19 protein-coding genes are annotated in these 23,588 nt (G+C 40.5%); 5 read left to right on the forward strand and 14 right to left on the reverse strand.

Annotated features, from left to right (window positions below):
• Positions 1-285 precede the first annotated feature (285 nt).
• A complete protein-coding gene (locus ACM0OP_RS16490) occupies positions 286-1,071 on the forward strand; it encodes a PEP-CTERM sorting domain-containing protein (RefSeq protein WP_414529507.1) in 786 nt (261 codons plus the stop codon).
• A gap of 169 nt (positions 1,072-1,240) precedes the next feature.
• Here ACM0OP_RS16490 and ACM0OP_RS16495 read toward each other — a convergent pair whose 3' ends face one another.
• Positions 1,241-11,599, reverse strand: coding sequence for an Ig-like domain-containing protein (locus tag ACM0OP_RS16495; RefSeq protein ID WP_414529508.1), 10,359 nt, complete (start codon positions 11,597-11,599; stop codon positions 1,241-1,243).
• 801 nt (positions 11,600-12,400) lie between these two features.
• Entirely contained in the window at positions 12,401-13,141 is a 741-nt protein-coding gene (locus ACM0OP_RS16500) for a hypothetical protein (RefSeq protein ID WP_414529509.1), read from the reverse strand.
• 330 nt (positions 13,142-13,471) lie between these two features.
• Between ACM0OP_RS16500 and ACM0OP_RS16505 the strand changes: the two genes are divergently transcribed.
• Entirely contained in the window at positions 13,472-13,768 is a 297-nt protein-coding gene (locus ACM0OP_RS16505; protein ID WP_414529510.1) for a hypothetical protein, read from the forward strand.
• 181 nt (positions 13,769-13,949) lie between these two features.
• Here the strand turns inward: ACM0OP_RS16505 and ACM0OP_RS16510 are convergent, their stop codons facing one another.
• From ACM0OP_RS16510 to ACM0OP_RS16565, 12 genes are all read right to left on the reverse strand, one after another.
• Complete coding sequence (locus ACM0OP_RS16510; protein ID WP_414529511.1) at positions 13,950-14,807, reverse strand: tyrosine-type recombinase/integrase; 858 nt, start codon at positions 14,805-14,807, stop codon at positions 13,950-13,952.
• A 141-nt stretch (positions 14,808-14,948) separates the two neighbouring features.
• On the reverse strand, positions 14,949-15,116 hold the full coding sequence (locus ACM0OP_RS16515; protein ID WP_414529512.1) for a hypothetical protein: 168 nt from the start codon (positions 15,114-15,116) through the stop codon (positions 14,949-14,951).
• A gap of 12 nt (positions 15,117-15,128) precedes the next feature.
• Entirely contained in the window at positions 15,129-15,944 is an 816-nt protein-coding gene (locus ACM0OP_RS16520) for an Rpn family recombination-promoting nuclease/putative transposase (RefSeq protein ID WP_414529513.1), read from the reverse strand.
• 85 nt (positions 15,945-16,029) lie between these two features.
• On the reverse strand, positions 16,030-16,872 hold the full coding sequence (locus ACM0OP_RS16525) for a DNA adenine methylase (protein ID WP_414529514.1): 843 nt from the start codon (positions 16,870-16,872) through the stop codon (positions 16,030-16,032).
• Entirely contained in the window at positions 16,865-17,725 is an 861-nt protein-coding gene (locus ACM0OP_RS16530) for a HaeIII family restriction endonuclease (protein ID WP_414529515.1), read from the reverse strand. Before ACM0OP_RS16530 ends, ACM0OP_RS16525 begins: the two co-directional genes overlap by 8 nt.
• Before the next feature lie 215 nt (positions 17,726-17,940).
• A complete protein-coding gene (locus ACM0OP_RS16535; protein ID WP_414529516.1) occupies positions 17,941-19,368 on the reverse strand; it encodes a hypothetical protein in 1,428 nt (475 codons plus the stop codon).
• An 11-nt stretch (positions 19,369-19,379) separates the two neighbouring features.
• The gene (locus ACM0OP_RS16540) at positions 19,380-19,577 is read right to left on the reverse strand and encodes a hypothetical protein (RefSeq protein ID WP_414529517.1); all 198 of its coding nucleotides are present in this window, start codon (positions 19,575-19,577) and stop codon (positions 19,380-19,382) included.
• A 37-nt stretch (positions 19,578-19,614) separates the two neighbouring features.
• A complete protein-coding gene (locus ACM0OP_RS16545) occupies positions 19,615-20,181 on the reverse strand; it encodes a hypothetical protein (RefSeq protein ID WP_414529518.1) in 567 nt (188 codons plus the stop codon).
• A gap of 71 nt (positions 20,182-20,252) precedes the next feature.
• Positions 20,253-20,936, reverse strand: coding sequence for a hypothetical protein (locus tag ACM0OP_RS16550; protein WP_414529519.1), 684 nt, complete (start codon positions 20,934-20,936; stop codon positions 20,253-20,255).
• A gap of 80 nt (positions 20,937-21,016) precedes the next feature.
• Positions 21,017-21,238, reverse strand: a complete 222-nt coding sequence (locus ACM0OP_RS16555) for a hypothetical protein (protein WP_414529520.1) — start codon at positions 21,236-21,238, stop codon at positions 21,017-21,019.
• 171 nt (positions 21,239-21,409) lie between these two features.
• A complete protein-coding gene (locus tag ACM0OP_RS16560; protein ID WP_414529521.1) occupies positions 21,410-22,138 on the reverse strand; it encodes a hypothetical protein in 729 nt (242 codons plus the stop codon).
• A gap of 3 nt (positions 22,139-22,141) precedes the next feature.
• Positions 22,142-22,486, reverse strand: coding sequence for a hypothetical protein (locus tag ACM0OP_RS16565; protein WP_414529522.1), 345 nt, complete (start codon positions 22,484-22,486; stop codon positions 22,142-22,144).
• A gap of 392 nt (positions 22,487-22,878) precedes the next feature.
• On the opposite strand from ACM0OP_RS16565, the gene ACM0OP_RS16570 reads away from it, so the two are divergent.
• Genes ACM0OP_RS16570 through ACM0OP_RS16580 form a run of 3 tightly spaced genes read left to right on the forward strand, consistent with a single transcriptional unit; the run spans position 22,879 to position 23,527 of the window.
• Positions 22,879-23,094, forward strand: a complete 216-nt coding sequence (locus tag ACM0OP_RS16570; RefSeq protein WP_414529523.1) for a hypothetical protein — start codon at positions 22,879-22,881, stop codon at positions 23,092-23,094.
• Complete coding sequence (locus ACM0OP_RS16575) at positions 23,091-23,288, forward strand: hypothetical protein (protein WP_414529524.1); 198 nt, start codon at positions 23,091-23,093, stop codon at positions 23,286-23,288. The genes ACM0OP_RS16570 and ACM0OP_RS16575 overlap by 4 nt, the downstream gene beginning before the upstream one ends.
• Positions 23,285-23,527 carry a hypothetical protein gene (locus tag ACM0OP_RS16580; protein ID WP_414529525.1) on the forward strand — a complete coding sequence of 81 codons (243 nt, stop codon included), beginning with the start codon at positions 23,285-23,287 and terminating at the stop codon, positions 23,525-23,527. The genes ACM0OP_RS16575 and ACM0OP_RS16580 overlap by 4 nt, the downstream gene beginning before the upstream one ends.
• Positions 23,528-23,588: the final 61 nt, after the last annotated feature.

Below are 23,588 nucleotides of genomic sequence, written 5' to 3' on the forward strand. Positions count from 1 at the left end.
TTCTTTACAAAACTTTACAACGTGTCCCATTTTGCACGTATCTCGGCGGACACCCTACATGGCTAACTTACAAAACTTTACATGGTGATAAATTTTGCGCGTATCTTGTCTTTACCCCATATTTATACACATTCTTCATAAAAACTTCAGTTTAAGCTTTCAGCAAATCCACTATTATAATTTTGTATTGATTAATGATTTCAGGAACTTACTATTCAATACGAAATATTCAAGATCACTCTAAAAGGTTCTTGTATTTATTTGTTCATCAAAGAATAATAGGATATGAAAAATACAATAAAAATTGTCAGTATTTTAGCTTGTAGTGGTTCACTGATTTCTATTCCAGTACAAGCAGCAGATTTAGATTTTAATAATGGTAATTCTTCTTGGAGTAAGTTCGGAGATGTATACGTTGTTGATTCTAAAGAGGTACTTTTGTCAACTGATGCCATCCTAGATGATGATTTTCAGTTGGGTGCAATTAGTGGACAATTTAATTTTTCTGGTCAGCCTGCTGGTGAGGTAGGGTTTGTTAGTCCAAACTTGGCTGAGTTTTTGGGAATAGATGTCGGTTTATTAGATATCAATGGGTTTGCTTATGAGGGTTCTGCTATCAAGCGAACCATTGATGTAAAAGCAGGTGATTCTTTGATTTTTCAAAGAAATTTTTTGACTAATGAAAATTCTGCTTTGGTCAGTGGAAGTTTTCGCGGTTCACTGAATGATTATAGTTTTTTATTGGTAAATGACCAAATTAAAAAACTAGCAGATATTAATGATGCAACACAATCCTTAGCTAATTTTATCGTGGCGTTTGATAAGGAAACTGGAACTCAAACTTTCAAACACACTTTTAATCAAGCTGGAACCTATACTGTAGGTTTTGGTGTGGTTGATATAGATGATTTTACTATTTCATCTGCTCTTTCTATTCAGAATGTGACTTTAGAGAGTAGCCCAATTAGTGAAACTATACCTGAACCTACTACTATTTTGGGAGCTTTTGTGACTCTGGGGTTTGGTGTTTTATCTAGAAAAAATCAGGGGATGAAGACAAATAAAAATTAAGTCCGATAACTTCTGGCTACCTTTAGCGATGGTTTCCAAACCACCGGAGGAGATCGCCTAGTATTTTAAAAATTAATTGCAGGGCGATCGCTCTCATTCTCCACAAACACAAAATGGCGATCGCCTACGGAAAGCTAACACTAACGCACCAGTAAAATCAAAACAGTACTTATCTGCGTGGATTCAGTGATTCTAAGTATCTTCTTGCTGCTAGATAACCATCTCCAAAACCACCTCCTGTAAGAGAAATAACAGATTCGGAAGTGGATCTACCAATAGCAGCAGCACCTCTTTCTAGCAAATCAATTTCACCAAAGAAAGGATCATCTTCAGCCACAATTAAACCAGGAATTTTGAGTTGAATCTTAACTATATCTAGACCTGCCCCGTCAACAAAACCAGATACTAATCCTTGTTTTATATCTACAGCGTTAAAACGGGATAGTTCATTTTTAATCTCTTCCATTTTTTCTATAGTTCTATCAATAGCAGTACCCCATTCAGCTATAACGTCACCTCCTGTATTAGCAATTTCTAGAATATTAGCGATAAAAACAAGATTTGTTGCGCCAAATCCTTGTAGAAAACCAATCAATGCACCAACAAAAGAGCCTGGTTCTCCTAATACAAACAAATCAATAACTATCTTGAACTCAATAGCTGCGATTAATCCACTGGGATCTGTTGCATTAACAGGATTATTGCCTACATAGCGATAAAGATTGGCATCTTGTCCACCAAATCCAATTGGATCTTGACTAATAAATCGCCCCAAGCTGGGGTCATAGTAACGAGCGCGGTAGTAGTAAAGACCTGTTTCTTTGTCGTACTCTCGCCCTGTAAAAGCAAATTTATCGTCTAAATTGGGGTTTGTTTGACCAGCTATTTGACCAAAGCTGTCATAGTCAATGCTGTTAATTAAGTTGCCCACAGAATTAACCACATCACGCACGGTACCAAGACGGTCGGTTAAATACCAATTGGTTCCTTCATCTGAATTATAGCGAGCGATTAATTCATCAACATTTGCACCTTGTAAGTAACGATTGACTATTTCTTCAGCTTGATTTAATTCTGCCCAGATATCATCACCATCGTTAACGAAGTATGTTGTTTGTCCGTTAACTGTTTTGGAAATTCGACGGTCAAAAGCATCATATTTGAACTCTACCGACTGGGTTGTATTTCCACTTGCATCTATATCTATAACTCCTACCAATCGGTTGCGGAAATCGTAGTTATAGGTGGTCACAATACCTGTAGCAATGTTGCTCTTGGTTGCTAAATTACCTTCTTTATCGTAAGTGTAGTTAAACTGACCATCAGATAATATTTGGTTATTTGCACCTACTATAAAACTACTACCCATTGGGTTCCCATTCGCATCGTAAGTATAATTTTCGTCTGGGAGTAAAGACCTGTCCGCGTTCGTTAACTGGTTAGTCAGATCGTAAGTGTAATTTGTGGTTTGTCCTTTGTAGGTTTCACTGTTTAAGAAGCTTGCTAAATTGTAGTTATAGCTGTAGTTAGCTAAAGTAGAACCCGCACCGTTAGAGTGAGTGATACCAGTTAACCGTTGCAGTGCATCGTAATTGAAACTACTACTACCAACAAGTTGCGTACCAGCTAGGTTTGAGAAACGTTGAATTTGAGTGCGATCGCCTCTGCTATTGTAAGCATAGTCAACACGTATGGGATCAATCCCTGTTCCCTGCCAAGTTTGGCTAATTAATAAGTTACGGGGGTCGTAAGTCGAGTTAACACCGACTCCCAAGTTATCACTAACAGATATTCTGTTACCTGTGCGATCGTAAGTGTAGGTTAAAACTACAGGTGATAATCCCGATATTTCTGTACTAGCTTGGATAACTCGATCTCGACTATCGTAGACAAATGTATTGGCAATATCGGGGTTTGTTGCTGAAATTAAATTACCTACAGCGTCATAAGTGAAATTAATTATCTGAACTGGGGTATCGTCAACTAACCAGTTTTCCTGCAACAAACGATTAACAGCATCATAAGTAAAGGTACGTTGCCGGTTATTACGGTCGATAATTTCAATTAGATTACTCACCGCATCATAATTGTATGTAGTGACTTTCGCTAAAGGATCGGTTTGCGTAATTTGCCGTCCCAAAGCATCATAAGTAAATTCTGTCCGATTTCCTAACGGGTCAATTACAGCAGTTTGATTCCCAGCTAAATCATATTCAAAATAGGTTATATTACCAGCAGCATCAGTAATTGACGTAATTAAACCATCACCGCGATAAGTTGTAATTGTTGTATTTCCTAATGGGTCACTTTCTCTAATCCTTCTTCCCAAAGCATCATAGCTAAACTGTGTTTCGCCATTCAATGGATCTATGCGTCGAATTAACTGACCTGCGTTATCGTATTCATAACTTTCAGTATTACCTAATGAATCAGTGACGCTGGTGATTAGTTGAGCATCATAGGTGTAAGTGATTTCATTACCAAGGGGGTCACGTTGAGCTATTAACCTGCCGATGGAATCGGTGATATAGGTTGTTGCATGACCATTTTCATCAACAAGGCGAGTAATTTGACCAAATTGGTTATATTCTATTTGCTGGGTACTACCATCAGAGAAATTTATTTGAGTTGGTTTACTTAATGTCGTACCGTCGTAACTAAAAGTGATAGCATTGCCATTCGCATCTATAAAGCTATTAACTCTACCTAAATTGTCATAAGTAAAGCGGTTGCTCTGGTTTGTAGCATCAATTACTTGAACTAAATTACCATTGGCATCGTAAATAAATTGAGTTGTATGTCCTAATGAATTAGTTTCTGTTGTGACATTGTTGAACTGGTCGTAAATAAAACTACGACTGTTGCCTAAAGCATCGGTAATACTAGTAAGATTTCCTCTGGTATCAAATATCCGAGTTGTTGTAAAGCCTCTGGGGTCAGTGACAGTAATAGGATTATTGTTGGCATCGTAGGTAAATGTTGTGATTGCACCAACTTGGTCTCGAATCGAGATTACATTGCCTCGGTCATCCCATACGGTTGTTGTAGTGTTACCTAATGGGTCAATCTGCGTTTTGCTGGAACCAGTGGTATTGACATCATAAGAGTTGGAAATAATATTGCCTAATGCGTCCGTAACACCAATAACTCGCCCTTGAGGATCATACTCGGTTTTAATAACTATATTGCCCCTTGGGTCTACAATTTGTTCCAAGTAATGAGGACGACTGTCGGAGTAAGTATGGATAGCAGATAATCCTGCTTGGTCAGTCAAACTGACTAAGTTACCCTGAGTATCATAGGTGTAAACAATTACTTGACCTGCTGGATCAATGATTTCCGTAATCCGTCCTTGGGTATCGCGTGTAAAGGCGATCGCTTGTCCGGTTGAACTGAAGATTCCTGTATCGGTATAAGTGAGAGTATTACCATTACGATCATTTATTGTCTGTAATCCCTGGTATTGATCGTAAGTGTATTTTGTTCCATCTTTGGTGGTGAGAATATATTCACTAGGATTGTAGGTAAAGCCAAATAAATAGGGACTAACTGAACCATCACTTCTGACACTGAGAGGGAAATCGGGAACTTCTAAGATTTCATAAACACCCGGATCTGGTCGGAAATATGGTGCATATCGTACTCCCAAAAATCCCACTGAATCAACCACAGGATCAAAAGTAAAGCCAACTCTGCGACCATCGGGGGTAGTTAATATAACGCGAGTCCCAACAGTAAAGGAGTTACCACCGAAGAAATTATCTAAAGTCAAATCCCTTCCATCTGGGGATGCTTCGGCAATTTGGGCATCTTGCATTCCCAAACTCCACCCATAACCGAAGTCACCAAGGAAACTAGTATCAAGACTGCTGTAATTGCGAGTAATTTCAATGGGAATACCGGTTAGGGGTACAGATAAATCGGTAAAACCTAAGCTAAATTCACCGGGTTTTGTTTGAGTGTTAATGCCTAATATTACCCCTTGGACGTTGATATTACCGCTAAAGTCTTGAGCATAGACCCTAATGTAATAACTATCATTACGGTATAAACTGGGATCTATCTGAGCCAATACGCCATTATCAACATTAGCTCTTCCTTCCGCAATGGTGATGTAATCTGGGTCATTAGCTGCGGGATTACTCAGGTTAATCAAGCTGATGGGTGCAAGTTCAACCCGGTAAAATTCCAAATCTGGATCATTTATTGTTCCGACAATATCAGTAAGTTCACTAATCACTGGATTGAGGGGGTCAAATCCACTTAAGTCAAGTTCTGTGATTGGTGCTTCTGTATCATTTGGGTTAATCACCCGTATAGAGATAGTTTCTGTAACCGTATTACCTGCAAAGTCAGTAGCTGTTGCTACTACTTCAAATACCCCGGTTGTGTTGAGGGTGACAGAAGTAGTATTAATTAAGTCATTAGCAATAGTATCAGGGGTAAGAACCAGGGAATCACCGTTCAAGGAAACGTCTAAATCAGCCAAGCCAACATTATCAAAAGCCTGGATTTGTAGGTTTAGGGTTTCACCAAGGGAAAATACCGTACTGTTGAAGCCGAAATTGATTTGAGGAGCTTCGGTGTCTTCAGCTAAATCTCTAACTACTTCTACTCTATAAATCTGAGTATCAGCTCCACCTCTGCCATCGCTGACTGCAATTTCAAGCGTAAATTCCCCAATTTCTGTAGGAATCCAAGTAATTTTTCCAAATTCGTCAATTTCCATCCCATCAGGGAAATTGATTAAGCTGTAGGTAAGAGAGTCTGCATTAGGATCTGTTGCTTCTATCTGATATTCGTAAGTTTCTCCTAGCGCAATACTGATTGTTGGGGTAGAAGTAATAACAGGCGGTTGGTTATCGGAACTTTCAACAATACTTAAGGTGTAATTCTGGACTGCTTCACCACCTTTACCATCATTGACAAGGATTTCAATGGTTTCTTGATTCTCGGTTTCCAATACCAGCCTCTGAATTCCCGCACTACCGCTAAAGGCGAAAAGATACTCGGCTGCTTGTGTTGTGTTATTGGGGTTAGCACTCAAAAGAGCAAGTCCGATGGAGAAGAAATCACCACTGGCAGAATTAATAGAGGCGATCGCTGCTTCATTAAGTTCAAATTCTAGGATTTCGTTGGTATTTCCTCCTGTAGACACATCAAAAGTACCATAACTTCTGCCAGTGCCTAAATCTTCATAAATTGCTGGTGATACGTAAGAACTTGTATAAAGTGTATTCACCTCGGTTGTAACTTCAAATAACCCCAAAGTTTCAATTGGATCTCCACTGGTACGATTCTTTTGCAATTGCAACTTAGCAGAAGTAACTTGGCTACTCAAAGAACTCAGATTGAAGCTAACAACACTGCGAGCTACAGGACCTACTGGTAGGTTAGTAAAAATACTAAATGCTTCACCTACAGCATAGTTAGCAATAGGTTGTGGAAAATTAATACCTTGATTATCATTAGTGAAAGTTGATTGATTATCTATGCCGGGTCTGATTTGACTATCAGATGTGTCAAAATTAGACGTAATAGCTGTTATTGTTGGTGTATAAGAAATGCGACCCGTTTGAGGATCAATAACCATTCCCTCTGGGGCTTGATTAAGGCTAAAAGTAAGCGGATCTCCATCAGGATCATTTGCCCGTACAAGATATTCGTAAGGTTGACCCACAACTGCTTCTATGATGGGCGTTGAAATAATAATTGGGTCTTGATTTATGGCAATTTGAACATTACCAAAGTCAATATCTTCAATAATTTCTCCTGCTTCTAGTTGAACAGTATAAAAATCAGGGCTAGCAATACTTCCCGGTAATACTTCTACACTAATCAAATCAAATCCCGGAGAAGTTCCTCTATTATCTAAACCCTGGACTCTAACTGCTGTTACTGGTTTGGTAAAATTAATATCTGCTAAATCAAGAGAAACCAGTCCTCGTTGGTTGATTGTACCAAGAAGTTCAAAATCTATCCCATTACTACTAACAAAAACATCAGCAAATTCATTCGCTGAATCTATAGGATCGAAACTGCGAATGAAAATATCATCCCCTGGCCCATCAATTATAACTTCATCCGTAAAACCAACGGTGACATAAGAACCTTGAGGTAAAGCTAACCAGTCTACTTCGGGATTACGACCAATAATAGGGCTTGGTGGTGGCGCACCTAAAATCACCTCTGGGTTGACTGGTTCAACTGTGTATCTTCCATTACCATTAAAAGGAGAACCAGATGCCAAGCCACCTGTAGAACCATAAGGCTCTACTAAAGGAGCAGGAGCATTACCGCCAGATACAAATTCTAAAATAACATCGGCATAACCATCACCAGGCTGAGTCACATTCCTCAGAGGAAATGTTTGTTCAAATCCATCTGGAATTATTTCACGAACAATATAAGTGCCAGGTGCAAGGTTGTTAAATTCATACTGCCCTGTTTCATCAATATCAAGGGTGCTGGGGTCATCTTCTGCCGTGACTTGAATAGGTTCTCCAGAATCAAGTATGCCATTATTATTAATATCTAAATAAATACTAACCCCTGCTAAACCAGGTTCTAAAACACTTCTACTGCCTTCCCCAATACCACCAAACGCATCTAATATGTCATCAATAGAAGTAAATTTTGTGCCATCAGGGTCAATCGTTTGAATCACGCTCAAAGACGCATCATTGCCTACCCCAAAAGCAGATAAATTAAATCCTTGTGCCTTTAGACGTTCTACTTCATCAACAATTGATCCACCCCGGTTCTGTTCTCCATCGGTTAAGAAGATTACGTTACCATTACCTGTTTGTGTTCCAATAGAAGCAAAGGTTTCTTCCACTTTGCGTAGTGCCACTTCTGGGTTAGTTCCAGTAAAGTTACCTACACCAAATGCTCCAGAGCGAATAGAGCGTAATATTTCCTCTACATCGGTTATCCCATCACCATTACTGTCTGTACCTAGTGTGGTGGTTATCTGTAAACCATTTGTGCCTAAGTCCATGTCTGCATTAGCTGCAAACCCGCTATACACAATAATGGCCACCTGCGCCCTATTTCCCAGTCCTTGACTATTCAATTGTTGGTTGAGAGCAATAAAGGCAGCAATTTCTGCATCTAACCGCGTATTTTCTAAACCGTCGCCATTAAAGTCACCAATGGGAGAACCGGCAAAAACAAAATCAGCACTCCCTGATACATCTAAAACGTAGACAACATCAGGATTAGCTCCTTGTACCAGTTCATTATCTCTAACCCCATTCCCGTTTAAATCATTCCATTTAATACCTCTAATTGTTCCGAAATTAGCAAAAGCCGGAACTTCTACCGTAAAAGTTTGGATATCTGTTCCACCACGACCATCGCTGACTTCTACCGTAAATTCATAAAACGGCTTTAAATCTGCTGATGGGGTAAAGCTTAAAACTCGATTTTCATCAATTTCTGTCCCCAAAGGCGCATTCAGCAGCGTATAGGTCAGATCATCTCCATCAGGGTCAGTGGCTTCAATTTGGTAAGTATATGTTGATTGAATTTCAGTATCAAAGATGCTTTCAGGCGCGCTAGTAATTTCTGGTGCGCCGTTGATTCCTTCCCTGGTAAAAAATTGCTGCGATCGCCCTTGATTCCCTGCTGCATCTACCGCAATTACTGTCAAAGGTGCTTTACCCGCCACTGGCATGGGAACATCAGTAAAGCTAAAATTCCCTTGACTATTTGCTGTGAGCATTTGTTGGGTTTCTAGCAACGCCACTGTAAACCCTGGCTCGGTTTGTCCCACCAGAGTAACGAAGCGATCGCTTGTAATTCCATCCCCTAATATTCCTGTATCACTTTCGGGAGCTAACCCAAATGTTAGGGGTGGAGGTGTCAGGTCAAGGGTAAAGCTTACCGTTACTATCTCAGATTCTTGCCCAGTGCTACTGCTGGCTTTTAATTCTAGGGTGTATTCTCCATCTGGCAATACACCGTTACTTAAGACATCGTACTGTTCTAAAGAGATGGTAAAACTACCGTCTTCATTTAGCGCATCGCTAATATCAACAAACCCATTACCGTTAAGATTACCTTGTAAAGTGGTGGCATCTGTGATCTGTCCACTAACGGTGGGGTCTTGGGTGAGGCGATCGCTGTCACTAACTCCAGTATCATTGGCAAGAGTTGCATTAATATCTGGAGGTTGAACATTTTCATTGACATTGATAATGAAGTTTTTGCTGTAAGTTAGGGAACTATCACTGGCATCTGTAGCTGTGAGGGTAAAGTTGACTGTAGTTTCGATTCCGTGATCTAAACTGCGCTCATCTTTGACTTTCAATAGGAGCGTCCCATTGTCGAGGACCACTTCAAAGCGGTCATCATTGACAGTAATGGTGTGGTTTAAAAAAGCAGGGATTGTATCGGGATCAATGACTGAAATTGTCCCTACTACCGCACCAACTACATTTTTTTCTACACTATCCCCATCTAGTAGAATATCCGTTGGCGCTTCATTGATATCAGCGATATTGATAGTAAATATTTGTTCAAAGAACAATCCGCCCACGTCTGTTGTTTTCACACGAATGCTATATACAGACTGGGTTTCAAAATCTGGTGAGTCGATGATTCTCAGTTGATTATCAACAATCACAAAGGCAGCATTATCTGTATCACCTTCACCAGTGACTAGGGTATAAGTATGGGTATCGCCAGTGTCAGGGTCATCTGTGGTGAATGCGCCGATTACACTATCATCGGGAACATTTTCCTCAATGATATTGTTACTCAGACTAAACGCTGTCGGTGGTTGGTTAACTTGCTGGGGTAATCGCTGGAATGTTTGACTAAATTCTCCTTGATTTCCCGCAAAATCTGTTGCTACCACAGTAAACAGATTACTTCCTAACTCTAGGGAAACATCACTAAAGGTAAACTGTCCTAATTCGTTAGCAGTGGTACTGAATCCTGTAGCCTGTAGGGTAACAGTGATGTTAGGTTCCGTTGTTCCCACTAAATTGACTATGGGAAATGTCGTCTGTAAATCGCCTACTGGTGCAGAATCAAAGTCTGGGTCGAGTTGTAGGTTAAATATTGGTGGTGTTGTATCTAATACAAACTCTAACGTATAAACACTAGAAAGATTACCTTTGCTATCTGCTGCTTGGAGTTTTAAGGTATATACTCCATCGTTGAGCGTCCCACCGTTGATTTGTGCTAGTTGTGCTGCTGTTAAAACAAATGTGCCATCTGATTGTACGCTGTCGAGAATGTCTACTGTGATTGGTTGATCATTTAACCCGGCTTGGAAACTGACTAAATCACTGGTAAAGCTAATTGTCCCGCTAATACTGGGGTCAAAAGTCAGGCGATCGCTCTCACTAAATCCGGTATCATTGGCAAGGTCGGCTTGGATTTGTGGTGGTTCTCCGGGGTTGGGGATGAAATGATTAGGATAGCTGCTTAATTCTTCAGGAGTGACGTTTTCTACATATATATATGGTCTGGGGGAAAGTGAACCGTGACTATCGGTATCTAAAAGGATGACTGTACCATTTGCATAAGTGTTGAATTTTACATAACCATCCGCTATGGGGTTAAATCCTTGATATCCTACACTGCCTAATACTGTACTAAAATCAAAGGCATCTATTCTTAATTCAAAGTCGGTGATGGTATCACCTGCATCTCTGATGTTTTGATAAACGAAGATATCACTACCGCCTCCTCCTGTGATAATGTCTGCACCAAACCCACCAATAATGCGATCACTCAGTGGTGTACCTGTTAAAACATCACGTCCGGCTGTACCAATAATTTCATTCACTGACTGCTCTACCAGCAGAGTCTGACCATTGATTGTCACTATTCTGTGGTCATCTTCTGCTTTGATGGCTTGTAGTTCGACTGGGGTTAATTCTATCCCATTCACTAAAGCCGCAAATAATTCTCCTTCATCCCCTGGACTATCTTCGACATTTAACTGTGTATCTAAATAATGCCCTAATTCTTCAGTGATAACTCTGGTGATTTCTTCTGTGGAGTTCTGATCAATGAATTCTTGAGCTAAATAAACTGTGTTTGTTTGTTGACTGAAGCCGCCTTGAGCTTGCAGTTCCTCTGCTTTGACAATTTCTATTCTCGGTAAATTCTCACCTTGGGCTAAATCTTGCAGTCGGTCCGTGGCTGTTTGTGGTTCCCATTCTGAACCAAAAGCTAGTTGTAAGTTGTCAAGATAATCTGGTTGTTGGAGAAAATTATGTAGGGATTGACTGACTTGCAACCATGAGCTTTCAACAGCTTCTAAATTGACTACTTGTGCGGCTCCGATGAGGGGGTCTATTACAAGATATTGCTCGTTAATTGTAAAATTCGACTCCAATGCTGATTCAGTTGTTGTCAACACTGGGATGTTGAGTGTTTCGCTACCTCCCAGACTGGATGATAATCCTCCCAAGCGCTCTGGTGATGGAAATATCGATTGTTCTAGGAGCGAAGATTGATCTAATACGTGGAGGTTACCTTGGTCAAAAATATTAAATCCGATATCCATTGGGATTCTCACCCTAGTATCTGGTTACTTTGCTATGAGGCAGCATTTACACTTTTTTAAGTCCCTTATGATTGATGTTGCAAAACCTTCAATCATTACTTTTTGTCAAATTTGGATGAACTAAAGACATTATCAGGATAAAACCTGTCAAAGTGCTGTAGTTTGACTCAACATGACAAAAGTCCATGCAAATCCGAAAAATTAACTTAATTAGTTTTCCAGATTTCTATGTGTACAAAGGAGATTAAGTGTGATTTTGCGCTTAATAATAAATATTACTGTTTTAACAGAAAATAATATGTTAATTTTTGATAAAGTTTACGTAAATATTTTTAGTGGATATACGCAACAGTATGGTAGCCGCTAAAAAAACTTGGTTATTCCGTACCTGTGATGCTAAATACCTATGTCAATAAGCTTGAAACCCTTGTTAGGCAATAATAACAGGCTTTATTATTAACGTTTGAGTTTTAGCGCTCAAGTTGAGGTTATAATCACCTGTAAGCCTTGATTTTAAAGGAAAATTCTAGGTTTTGATTAAAATGTCAGCATAACACCTACCGAAGAACCAAAAACTTTTCTCAAATTTACAAACAATATGCTAATAGCCCCTACCTAAAAGCTAAAGGCTAGGGAAGTATAAAAAAGCAGGGAAGAAAGAGGAAAGGGAGCAGGGTGCGGGGAGAGAGGAAATTCCCCCTTTCCCCCCGCACCCTGCCCCTTGTCTTTTTCAAATCCTGCCCCCTGCCTCTTATCAAATTTCGTAAATTGAGAAGCCTTTGTAATTCCGAGGGAGAAGCGTCAATCTGCTACTATGGATGGAAACAGACTACTTTCCGTTGATGCTGTATTAATTGGATAGCCTTGAGTGTCTAAAAACTTGGTATTGATAAGTTCTTTTAAAATGTCTACATCATCTTGCCACTTATCAATTAATGCACCCATCGCCACCAAAGGCTCTGTTAGTGCTTCTTGAGTAATTGCACGGGTAAAATTAGCTGAAAAAAGAATAGCCGGTTTTGTTGTTTGATCTGGATACTGTAACCGGGCTTCATTAATATCCAAATATAGCTGTGTTTCATCTAGTGTGTAAACTATTCGCATGGAAGCTTGCGCTGGTGCAGAACCAAATTCTTGCCATGCTCCAGGCTGAAGTAATTTACTAAAAATGTAGTTACGTGTGCTGAGATTTTGTTGCTCATAAGCTGCCAAGCCTCGTAAGTTAATTCCAACACCTTGATAACTCATTTGCTTGACTGTCTGAATATATTTGTGAGCTATTGCCGGAATTTGCACTTCGTTTGCTTCTTTGTTGGCAATCATCTCAGCAAAAATAATTCTATTGACCTCTGCAACTACGCTCACACCATTTTTATATACAACCTGTGCCGCCGTGTTGGTGATCACTGGTGGTCTAGATAATTCCCAATCGCTAGGGACTATTCCTGTATATTTCAGAAAATCTGCGGTCAAAATGCTAGGGTTTTGTTGTTTAACTGTGATCGCAATCACTAGCTCGTGAATGTCAAAACTTTGATTCATTTTTCCTAATTATAACCGTAAATATAACAAGTGTTTGTTTATGCTTTGTGATCCAAGAATACACTTATTGAGCAGAAGATCAAAATAAATTTTAAATAAAGTTTTTGTCAAAATCAATTAATATATCGAGATTAGCATCACCGCGATCGCGCTACACCTTCGTGCCAAATTGTGTAATAGAGGGCGGCAACGTGGCTAATTAGTTAAAACTTCAAAAACTGGAGCGTGCATTTGTGAGGATGCTATGCGATTATTGAGGAGTATTGACAACCTAAGAGAAGTTCACCTTCTGACACCAAATACTTAATCTCTGCCAAGAGAAGAAATCTCATGATGGACATAACAACAAATCTCAAATTAAGCAAGGCTTCTCTGGACACAAAGGAGAAGATGAGAGAGATCGCTTACAGCATGGATTTGTTAATTCCTGGATTGTATGTGTGGCTACCTAGATTAATTATTCGTGTTGGTGGAAGCGTCCCAGATGACAACCCCTACAAATATCCTGGGAAAATTCATAGTTCTACTGGTATTGCTGTAGTATTACCAGGATACAGAATATGGACAACATACCAGGGTACTTATGACCCTCAACAAACACCAAATACAGGGGCTACCGAAGTTTAAAACTATCGTCTTGGCAGCAGCAGAATTTGAAAAAATCATGATGGATGCTGGCTATAATCAATCGGGAAGCGCTCCTGCACAAAATAAACGAATAAAAATTTGGTGGGTTCATAACGATTACCCAAGGGTAGAGTCAATATATAGTTCTGATAAAAATACAGTCATAACTGCATATCACGTCTCATGAACCCAGGTATAAACTGCTGCTATCCCCAGGGCGAGCGTGTAAATATCTGCTAGTAGTAGCCACTGATTCATGCCCTAAAGTTTGCTGTACCAAATGAATAGGAGCGCCCCTATCCAAACTGTGAGAAGCGTGGGCGTGTCTAAGCCAGTGTGGAGACGGCTCTTGAATGCCGACCCGTGCGCCTGCTAACTTAACCACGCGCCAAATTTGAGTTCGGCTCATGTGGTAATCACCAGATGCACCAAGCTCACGGCTTCTAAATATCGGAGCATCATTGCCAGCATCACCCCTGTAAGCTTCCAGTTCCCGCCACAGAGCCACAGGTACTAAAACAATTCTGGTTTTTCGCCCCTTGCCAAAAATAGTCAGTTGCCCTCCACCTTGACGGGAAACGGCACTTTTCCACTTCAAATTGATTAACTCACTAACCCTTAAGCCACAGTAGTAAAGCACTTTGAGGATGAGCTTATTCCTGGGGTCTGTCTCCAGAGCCAACATAGCGTGAACTTCACCTTCACTCAAAATTCGTTCACTCAAACAATCTTTCCGCTTGGGTAACTTCATAGCCCTAGCAGGGTTGACCTGGATCAAGCCTATTTCTTGAGCGAAAGTAAACAGTGATTTTATGGCACTGATAGCAGTGTTGCGACTGCTATCACTAACCTGTAGACTATCGCTCCAAACTTGCAGGTGTGCTAATCCCAGTTCCGGCAATGGAGCATGAGAAAAATTTAAGAATGCCAAAGCATAGCGACGGTAGGCTGATTTCGTGGTCTGGCTCTTGCCATGTAGCCACATATTAATCAGTCTTTCAGTGGGAGTTTGGACAGTAGTTTGGACGACGGTAGCCATACAAATATTCTCCCCTGAATGCGTAACACCGTTGGATGTTTTTTTGCTCCTGAATGAAACATAGGAAATGCAATGTTGCACCCACACGGTTTGATTAACCGCATCAATAGGATTCGCTCATGTTGTAGCTGTCTCAACTGTCTATACCCGTTCTATACCCCCGGTAGATAAATCGTTGCTATTGGGCATCTTGCCAACAAGGTCAACTTTCTTTTCTGGTTGTAAATAAAATGCTGAGAAATCCGGGTTCAGTCCCAGCATAACTTCCACGTCTTCACCGCCAAACTTACGTAAACTTGTAAACGCCAATCTCCCCTGCGCTTACTTCTGTGTGTTCTCCTGTGCAGCAAGCCGGACAGCTTCTACATCAACATTGAGTTGTTGAGCAATCTGTTCTACACTCATCCCTGTTTTTAGTAACAGTGGCACAGCTGCAAACAACATTTCAGCTTTCTGTTCTTCCCGACCTTCTTCCCGACCCTCAGCTTTCGCTTCCTGATAAACCCTTGTTTGCTCTAAACTTAGTCCCAGCATAGCTTCCACTTCCTCTCTACTCAACGAAGAAAACTTGTAAACAGCAATTGTGGTGATAATATCTATTATCTCGTTTTTCGGCAGTGCATCCGTTGACTCTAATTGTACCCGCTCAATTAATAGACGAGCTTGTTCTGCCATCCCCTTCTCTGAAGCGATTGTTAACTGCATTAAATTGATGCCTATTGGCAGAGTATTAGGATTACCTAGCTCATCCAAATAAATGCGCTGCACTTGTTCACTGTTTAAAAATATGCGATGAGTTCTTGTATCGCTTGGTTCCAAAGAGCGTGATGGAAAAATTACCACACAGTACCAGTCATCGTATTCAGAGCGATTCCGGTTCAAATACATCATTGATTCGGTAAAAAACCGATGATACAAACCTTCATCGCTCTGGAATTGAACTTCTGCAAAAAAGATAACTCTGGGTGTTGCACCCTCTGGAGGTAAAAAGACCCCATCAATGCGAAAAGAGGTTTCTTTCACCTCAACCGACTCAAATCGATAGTTCTGCGCCTGTTCAGGACGGTCATCAACGAGTTCAAAAATTAACGCAGGGAAGCGTTTAAATATTTGGTAATAAATGGAGTCGCGTTTCACTAAAATATCTGAAAAAAGGGTTTATTCGGTTGGTGCAAGATTTGAGTTCATCATTTTTGTAAATTCGCCAGTTCTAACCTGACCCTCACACCACTTCCATGATTGTAGGCAAATTGTATGATTCAACAGGATAGTTAGTGATAAAAAGCTCCTTGCCTTTCTCTGCCTTCTCCTGTTTGTAATTGTTCATCCCGTATTGCAACTCCCATTCATAAATGTAGGCAAAAGAAAAGTGATGCCGCACTTGTTCACAGTTATCGTAAGTAATCAACCATTTATGTGAACATTCCGCCATCAGCTTGGCAAAGCGAGAATGGTCAAAACAGGTATGCAAATCACCTCTCTTACCATAGAGCTTAGATTGAGTCTTGCTGAGATAAGGTGGATCTAGAAAAATAAATACATCTTCCCCAGGTTCAGTAAGTAGGGTGCTGTAGTCGAAGTTAGTCACACTGGTATTAACAAAGCAACCATCCAAAGCTGCTAATCGCTCAATCGAAGAGTCTGTAAACCGACCTTTGAAGGAAGCATCAGAGTAACCGCCACTCTCAATGGTTCCCGAAAACGTAATCCGGTTAAGAACAAAGAACCGCACAGCCCGCTCAAGTGGACTCATATTACTCGGATCTGCGGCGGCGAGAGATTTAAACAAGGCGCGTCCATCTGTTGTCTGATTTTTTACTTTCCAGACTGACTCAACTAGCTCTGGTAGATTAATTTTGACCTGATGCCAAAAGTAATACAGTTCTGGGTTGAGATCATTGACCCAGTAAGACATACTAGGGTACTTCTGTAAAACATGAAAAAATACAGCACCTCCACCAACGAAAGGTTCACGGAATGCCTTAAATGTAGGAGGTAGATAGTGAGCAATTTGAGGAATTGCCTTTTGCTTACCGCCAGGATAACGTAATGGACTTTTAAACATAAGGAATTATCGTAGCAGTCAGCGGATTATTTAGTGCCTTAGTATCAAATTTCAAACTAGGAGAATTTTTCAGTTTGCTTGATGCGGTATGTAAGCGCATAGAAATTTCCCATCCATTGTCAAAACTCAAATTTACATACTGTTTGTTCACGGTGGCGATAAGGTTAGTAGGCATTTGGATTTCTGCAAACTGCTGAATACTCAGGGTTCTGGCGTGGGTATCAACAATAATTTTGTAGTAATTAACATCACCAACAAGGTATTGAAATAACTTGGTGGTGCAAGTGGAAGCATGGCTATTAATAAATTGGCTAACCAAATTACAGACTGGAGTATACAAATGCTGTTCAATCAAAGCAGACGGTAGTTCGGCAAATAGCTTTGCCTGTCCAATATGTTGCATGAACTCCTGTGTGATTACTCGGTATTGTTGTCTAAACTGCTGCATTTCTACACTCCCCTGAAGGAAACCGCAGTGTTTTGGAGTTGTCCCAGGACGTTGGTGTCTGAGTGCGGTATGGTTGTGCTTGAGTGACAGATTAACTGTCCATGATCTTGAAGTTAAACAAATGTCAGTAACATCATTCTTATTCTGGTCTGGTAGTCGATCTACCGTGATTGATGGTTGGTTAGACAACTGAAACTGAGGATTTAGCCACTTGAGCAGCAGTGCATTAGCCGCTTGGGTGAGTTCATTTAAGAGTAATGAATCCAACTGTACCAACTTGCTGGCATCTCTAAGTTGATCATTTTTTGCTCTGGGTGTTAGGTTAACTCCAGGGTATGTTTTAATGATCAATTCGGTTATAAGGCACTCTAAGGCGCGACCATGCAGATTTGAAAGGGGTGTCATATTTGTGGAAGACTATGTTTTTCCACAGAGTAACCGATGACCAGCCTCCGCCGTCCGCCCCCGACACTCCGCTATCGCCCAGTTCTTGAAAGAGGTCTAACTCACAAAAATCTGAAAGTTCCTTGAGGGACTAAGGTGATTCACCTGTAATTTGGCAATATTCTTCTCGCGCCTTCCGCCAGTAATCATTCCCCACTTTCTTCAGGCGATTTACGTTAATCTTCAAAATTGATGGGCTTGCCGTTGAAGTGTTGGTAAATTTTCTCAGGGTGCATCCAGTCTGGTAATGAGTGTTCAACATCTTCTAAATTATTGCCGTTCTCGTCAACCAGACCATAGCGGACAACTACCCTAGATAGTGGTGTTTCACCATTGGCGCTAAACTTCTCTAGTAGGATAGTTCCGGCCTTACGTGCTGATGCTGTCCCATCTGGAAAGCTTTCATTGGTGGCGTTGTGGGTGATTCCTAGCAAATACTCCTTGGCTTTACGGGTGTCGGTGAGGGACATTTTGAAAAAGGCGATCGCCGTATCACCACAAAGTGATTTCAGATTTGTAAATTCATCACAAATCACCTGCTGCTTAGTCTTTGGCTTCTGCTTAATTCGTTGCAACCATCTATCACAGCACTCATCAAAAGCTGTGCTGATATCTTCTTCAGTTTCAGCTAGTGTGTAAGCTTGTAGCAGTTTCCACACGTCGGCATTGTCACCAGTGGCGTGTCTATCAATAAGCTGGTGTACTGGTGCATCAAGACAGTATTTTCTGATGAGTGCGATCGCTCCGGCTGTGTAAGTCTTGCCTGACCCTTGATTGCCTATAAGCCACAATGGTTTAAGTGAATTGATAATTTTCCACAAATAACCATTCTCATGACCTTTCAGGGCATCTATTAAGCTATTTCTCAAGGAATCATTAGGGGATTGTGTAGCAGTTCCCGTGTCCCCAATCGGTTTATTTAATTTGTCTAACTTACGGGTAGTTTCAACAGTGGATAAACGATTGTCAGCAATAGCTTTGTCCAGTTCTGATAACTGTAATTCATGGGATTTTAACGCAACTTCACCCTGCAATTGTCCATTAATGTGGTCTAGTTGCTGTTCTCCTTCAGTCTTCAATTGTTCGATTGCCCCGGTGGTATCCCGTGCAATTATCTCCTTAGTTATTTGGGCTTGGTGCTGTTTACTGAATGCAGTTAAGTCTAAGTGATTGGAAACATAAATATCATTCTCCAATGCTTTAATTTTCAGCAGTGAGAATTGAGAATGAATTGCTTTCTCCTGTGTATCTGTGAGTGATTTAGATACAGCATACGCACCAATTAAAAGAACAGTTCCCAGGACACCATAGAGGGGTGCTTTGGGTGCTTCTGGTGGGAGTACGCGCAGGAATTTCACCTTGTTATCAAAAGTAAAGTTACGCCGTTCCCGGTCGATTATCCAAGTAATACCGCGCTTGATTTGATGTCCCTGGCACGGTTGCTCAGTTGGGGCAAAGCAGAATAATGTCTCTGGGTATTTGGTAGTGTCTGCAAACAGTGGTAAACACAACGAAACACCACCAATAAACAAAGCAGTTGATAAGAAGGTGGCTGTTCTTCGTTGTGCTTTCAGTTGGTGGTTGAATTGTTCTATCTCTTGCATGGTTCAATTGTTCACTTAATCCATACAAACAACAAAGCCAATAAAAAACTCACAATCATAATTAACTCAATGTGAATCATGCCAGCATTGATGAAATTAATAATGCTTCTATCTATTTGGTTTTCACGCATCCAGTCTGCAAGTAATGCCAAGTTATAGCCAGTGTCGTACAATCCCATGATTAAATAGTTGGCGGATACGATGAACACTAGCACCCCTATGAATTTAGTTAAAAACCCGTTCTTTCTATACATCTGAGTTCCCCTTATTCCTGATGTTTGAAAAGGCGATTAACCCCACCCCTACTACACCAGCTATTAATAGTTCTAACCCTGGAACCTGTACACCTCCCCCCAAGGACTCAGCCGCTTTTATTTCGCTGTAAGTTTCCTTGATTGCTGCATGGGTTTGATAGACTGCACTGCTAATTTTTCGGGTTGAGTGCCATGAGATAACCCCACCAATGGCAAGTTTAGAAATTGCAACCAATGGTTTACTGTGGCGTATCTCCCAGCGTTCAGAACTTAATTCAAAGTTGAAGCTTTCACCTGCATCGATAAGTCCGGGAAGCAATGCACAAATAATACAAGTTGCAACTATTAAACTAATGCTTACTTGTAGGGTAAACAAGAACCAACTGAGACTGACTGAACCAAGTTGACAGACTAGAAATAATACCCCACTGTCAAGCCGTTTACGCGCTTCTATCTCTTCATACAACTTGTTCTCGATGTATTGCAGATATCGCGCTGTGTCTTGGTTTGGTTCTGAGTCTTCAGTATCTAGCAGTTCATCAAGATGGTCAGGCTGCATAGTAGGATAGGTGGGGTTTTGAGTATGTAAAACCCCAGAAATATTGACAGGCGACTGGGGTTATTTATTGGTTAGAAACCTAGTGCAGTTTTCAGTTGGAGGAGTTTAGCTTTTAGTCCTGGAGATGATTGATAGTCTTTCTCAGGTATCAGGTCATATCTGGCTTTATCTCCTTTATTCAGTGCTTCGTTCAATTCTTTCTTTTCATACTGTTCATCTGCTGCTATTTGTTTGATTTCGGGTCTATTGGACTGTTCCAATAAACTGGTCTTTTGGTCGATTCCTACCAAGTGTGCATCGATATAGCCCTTAATCTGGGTGTAGTTCATCTGGTATTTGTGGCGTTGTGATTCGGCTGACTTAGAAGCCACAAACTCAGCCGCTAACTCGCTCCGGGAATGACCATATTTGGTGTTTTCGAGGGTGGCTTTCATGGTCGCTTTATCAATGGCGATGGCTGACTTGCCAGCTTGAACTAAAATATCGCTTACAGCTTGATTGTATGCTTGTGTACCAGAGATGATTTGCTCATACAATTGGGCTAGTTTAGGTGCAAATTCAGCGCTTAAACTACCTTGTCTTGCTAGTTCGCCTATTTTTTGGGCAGCTTGGACATCACCGTTTAAAGCAGCATCAAAGTCTGATAATTCTACTCCAAATTTGTTTTTTAGGATTGAGCTAATGCGTTTCGCTTTGGGTTGGACGTGGTTCTTGAGTGTTGGAGATTTTGCGGCTTTGAGTAATTTTTTAGTCATTGCTGGTAATATTGGGGTGAAAATTATATGGATTATTTGCGATTTCCTCCGGTAATACACTCCGTAGGAATCGCACTTTTTCAATTGGTGAAACCTTCTAGGGAGAAGTTTTTGCTTGGTTGCGATTGCCGTAGAGTCTCCCAATGCAGTTCTAGCAATGCTTGCTGGGCATCTCCTAAAGTTAAATCGGGGCTGTACTCTACTGCGTGAAAGTCTGGGTGCTTTTGGATTTGGTCGATTAGCGCTAGGGATTGGTTAATTAGTGTTGACAGTTCCTTGCTTTCGGTCATTTCTTGAACCACTGGGGAACCTCCAAGTAAATATTAGGATCTTGAAATTCTCGGTACTCCGGCTTGGTGACTCTGTGGCGACTAACGCGGTAGTTATCAAAGGCTACAAGTACAGCAGCAAGGGATGAAATTATCAGAATGATGGATATGGCTTTTGAGGGGTTAAAACTGATTACAAGGCTTTTATCCGGCTTTGCTAGGTGGGAGTGCAAATACTTTGAGGGCTGTTCTGACTTGGCTTTTAAACTTCTGGGAGCCTCTTTTGATGTCGTTGTTTATCTCCCGCAATCCATCATTCAATAGTTGGGAGTTTTCATTATCCAATCGCGTTACAGTCTCCCTAACACCTTGCACCATGTTTGTTATCTTTTGCTTAGTAACCTGCGCTTTATGGTGTACAAAAGCAGTAATAGTTGACTCTATTTCTGAGATTTCATAATCAGAATTTTCACTGGCGTAGTCAAAGTTTTCAGCAATGGCGGTCACTTCCTCAATTGATAAACTAATACCCATGTTATTTGCAGTCTGGGCAACTAATTCAGAAGTTTCTTGTAGTGCGATTGCTGTTTCTTCTACTTCCTCATTATTGAATTGGGTTAATGTTTCTGGTTCCATCTGTGTAGAGGTTGCAATGTTTCCGGTTTCATCACGTACACATATAGATGCTTCTGGTTCCTCTGGTTGATTTTCTTCTAGGTCAATGAGTGCAATTGTTTCCTCTGTTTGGGGTATTGGGGATAACTTAGAAGCTTGATTGATAAAATGTTCTGTCACGGTATTTACTTCTTCATCTGTTGGGTTTTGAGGGTCGTTAACCATCTCTGTGTAGACAGTTTTTATCTCACCAAGAGTCACTTTTAAGCTTTTGCGAGATAGGCGAGATTGAATCCGAGTTGCAATTTTATTGACCATGACTTAACTGACCTTTGCTAGTTGGTTATTTTGTGCTTTGGCTTTGTAAATAAGTGCAATCGCCACAATGGGGAGCAGTGAAGCTTTGCTATAAAATCCACTTGCTTTAAATCCTCCAATCCCCTTAAACCATCGGCTAACTGTTGATTGATGAGGGTTAATATTGATTTTCTCCAGTACCTTTAAAAACTCATCTCCAGATAGTCCTTCACCCAATAAAGGTTCAATTTTTTGGTAAATTAAAGCTTTTACTTTGTGATATTGAGTAAAGTATCTGGGAGAGGTTTTTTTAAGAGATAGGTACAAATTAAAACCATACTTGGTGAGAGGTAATTCACAATTTTTCATGACTTTTTTGACTCTCCACCAGTGAGTATCACAAACTCTTTTGCCCACTAATGTTTCGTAAACTATGCGTTCCTGCTCCATAAATCCTTATGCAATATGCTCTAGGGGTAATCTGCATTTATTGGATAGATGCAATACACATCCTACTTACTCGTATTACACATCCTGCTTATGCGTAATACACATCTTGTTTTTACTGAGTGGAATTATTTTCTCTTTTGAAAATATGCTCAATTCGGTTTACCTATTCTGTGCATTAATGCCACATCATCACGCCTTAGTACGGCTTTTGGGATGCAAGGGCATTGCATGGACTAGGTTATAGGGTTATAGTAGCTATGTCTTGTTGTCTTGTCAACAAGTTTTTTAAAATTACAGTATGAGGTGAGAGAATGACAACAGGACAGTATATAAATGATGGAATGGTAGACAAACGGCGATCGCCGGACTTTAGCCAAATAACTGGCTATGTACCCAAACCACTAGCAACTGAGTTTAGAGTTGCTTGCACTAGGTTGGGGGTTTCTCAGAGTGATGTTATGGAAAATTTACTTCGTAAATGGCTAGAAGAACTAGAAAACCAAAATAATCAGGGAAAACCAGCTTGACAGAAAATGACAATATAAAACGCTTCAAAGGGAAGTTTGACCCAGTTACCGAGACTAGACCTTGGGCTGTGGCTGCATCTGAGGAGTATTGCCAGCGAATTGCTAGGAATACAAGTCGTAAATTAATTGAAATTATCGAAACAGATGACGATGTTTTACCAATAGTTTGTATTTTTGAGGAATTAGAAAAATGACTGAAACAGCTACACTATTACCACTCAGCACGTTTCTTAATATTTTCACTACCATAAGCGATCGCAACTGGCAACACTTCAAACAGCTGGAACGGGAGTTTGCTGGCAATCACGGTGTAGAAACTTGGGCAGATGTATTAAATTTTCGCATCATGCCAGCACTGGAACCCGATGCTAAAACATGGCTATTAGTTCAAAGATGTAGTCAGGGGATTAAATCTATTAAGTGTTTAGAGTAAGAACAATATACAAGTATGATTAAGTAAAACAACCTTTTCTGTAGATAGTTGATATTAAGTT

This window comes from Nodularia chucula CCY0103 (genome assembly GCF_963923915.1).
Lineage (GTDB): Bacteria > Cyanobacteriota > Cyanobacteriia > Cyanobacteriales > Nostocaceae > Nodularia > Nodularia chucula.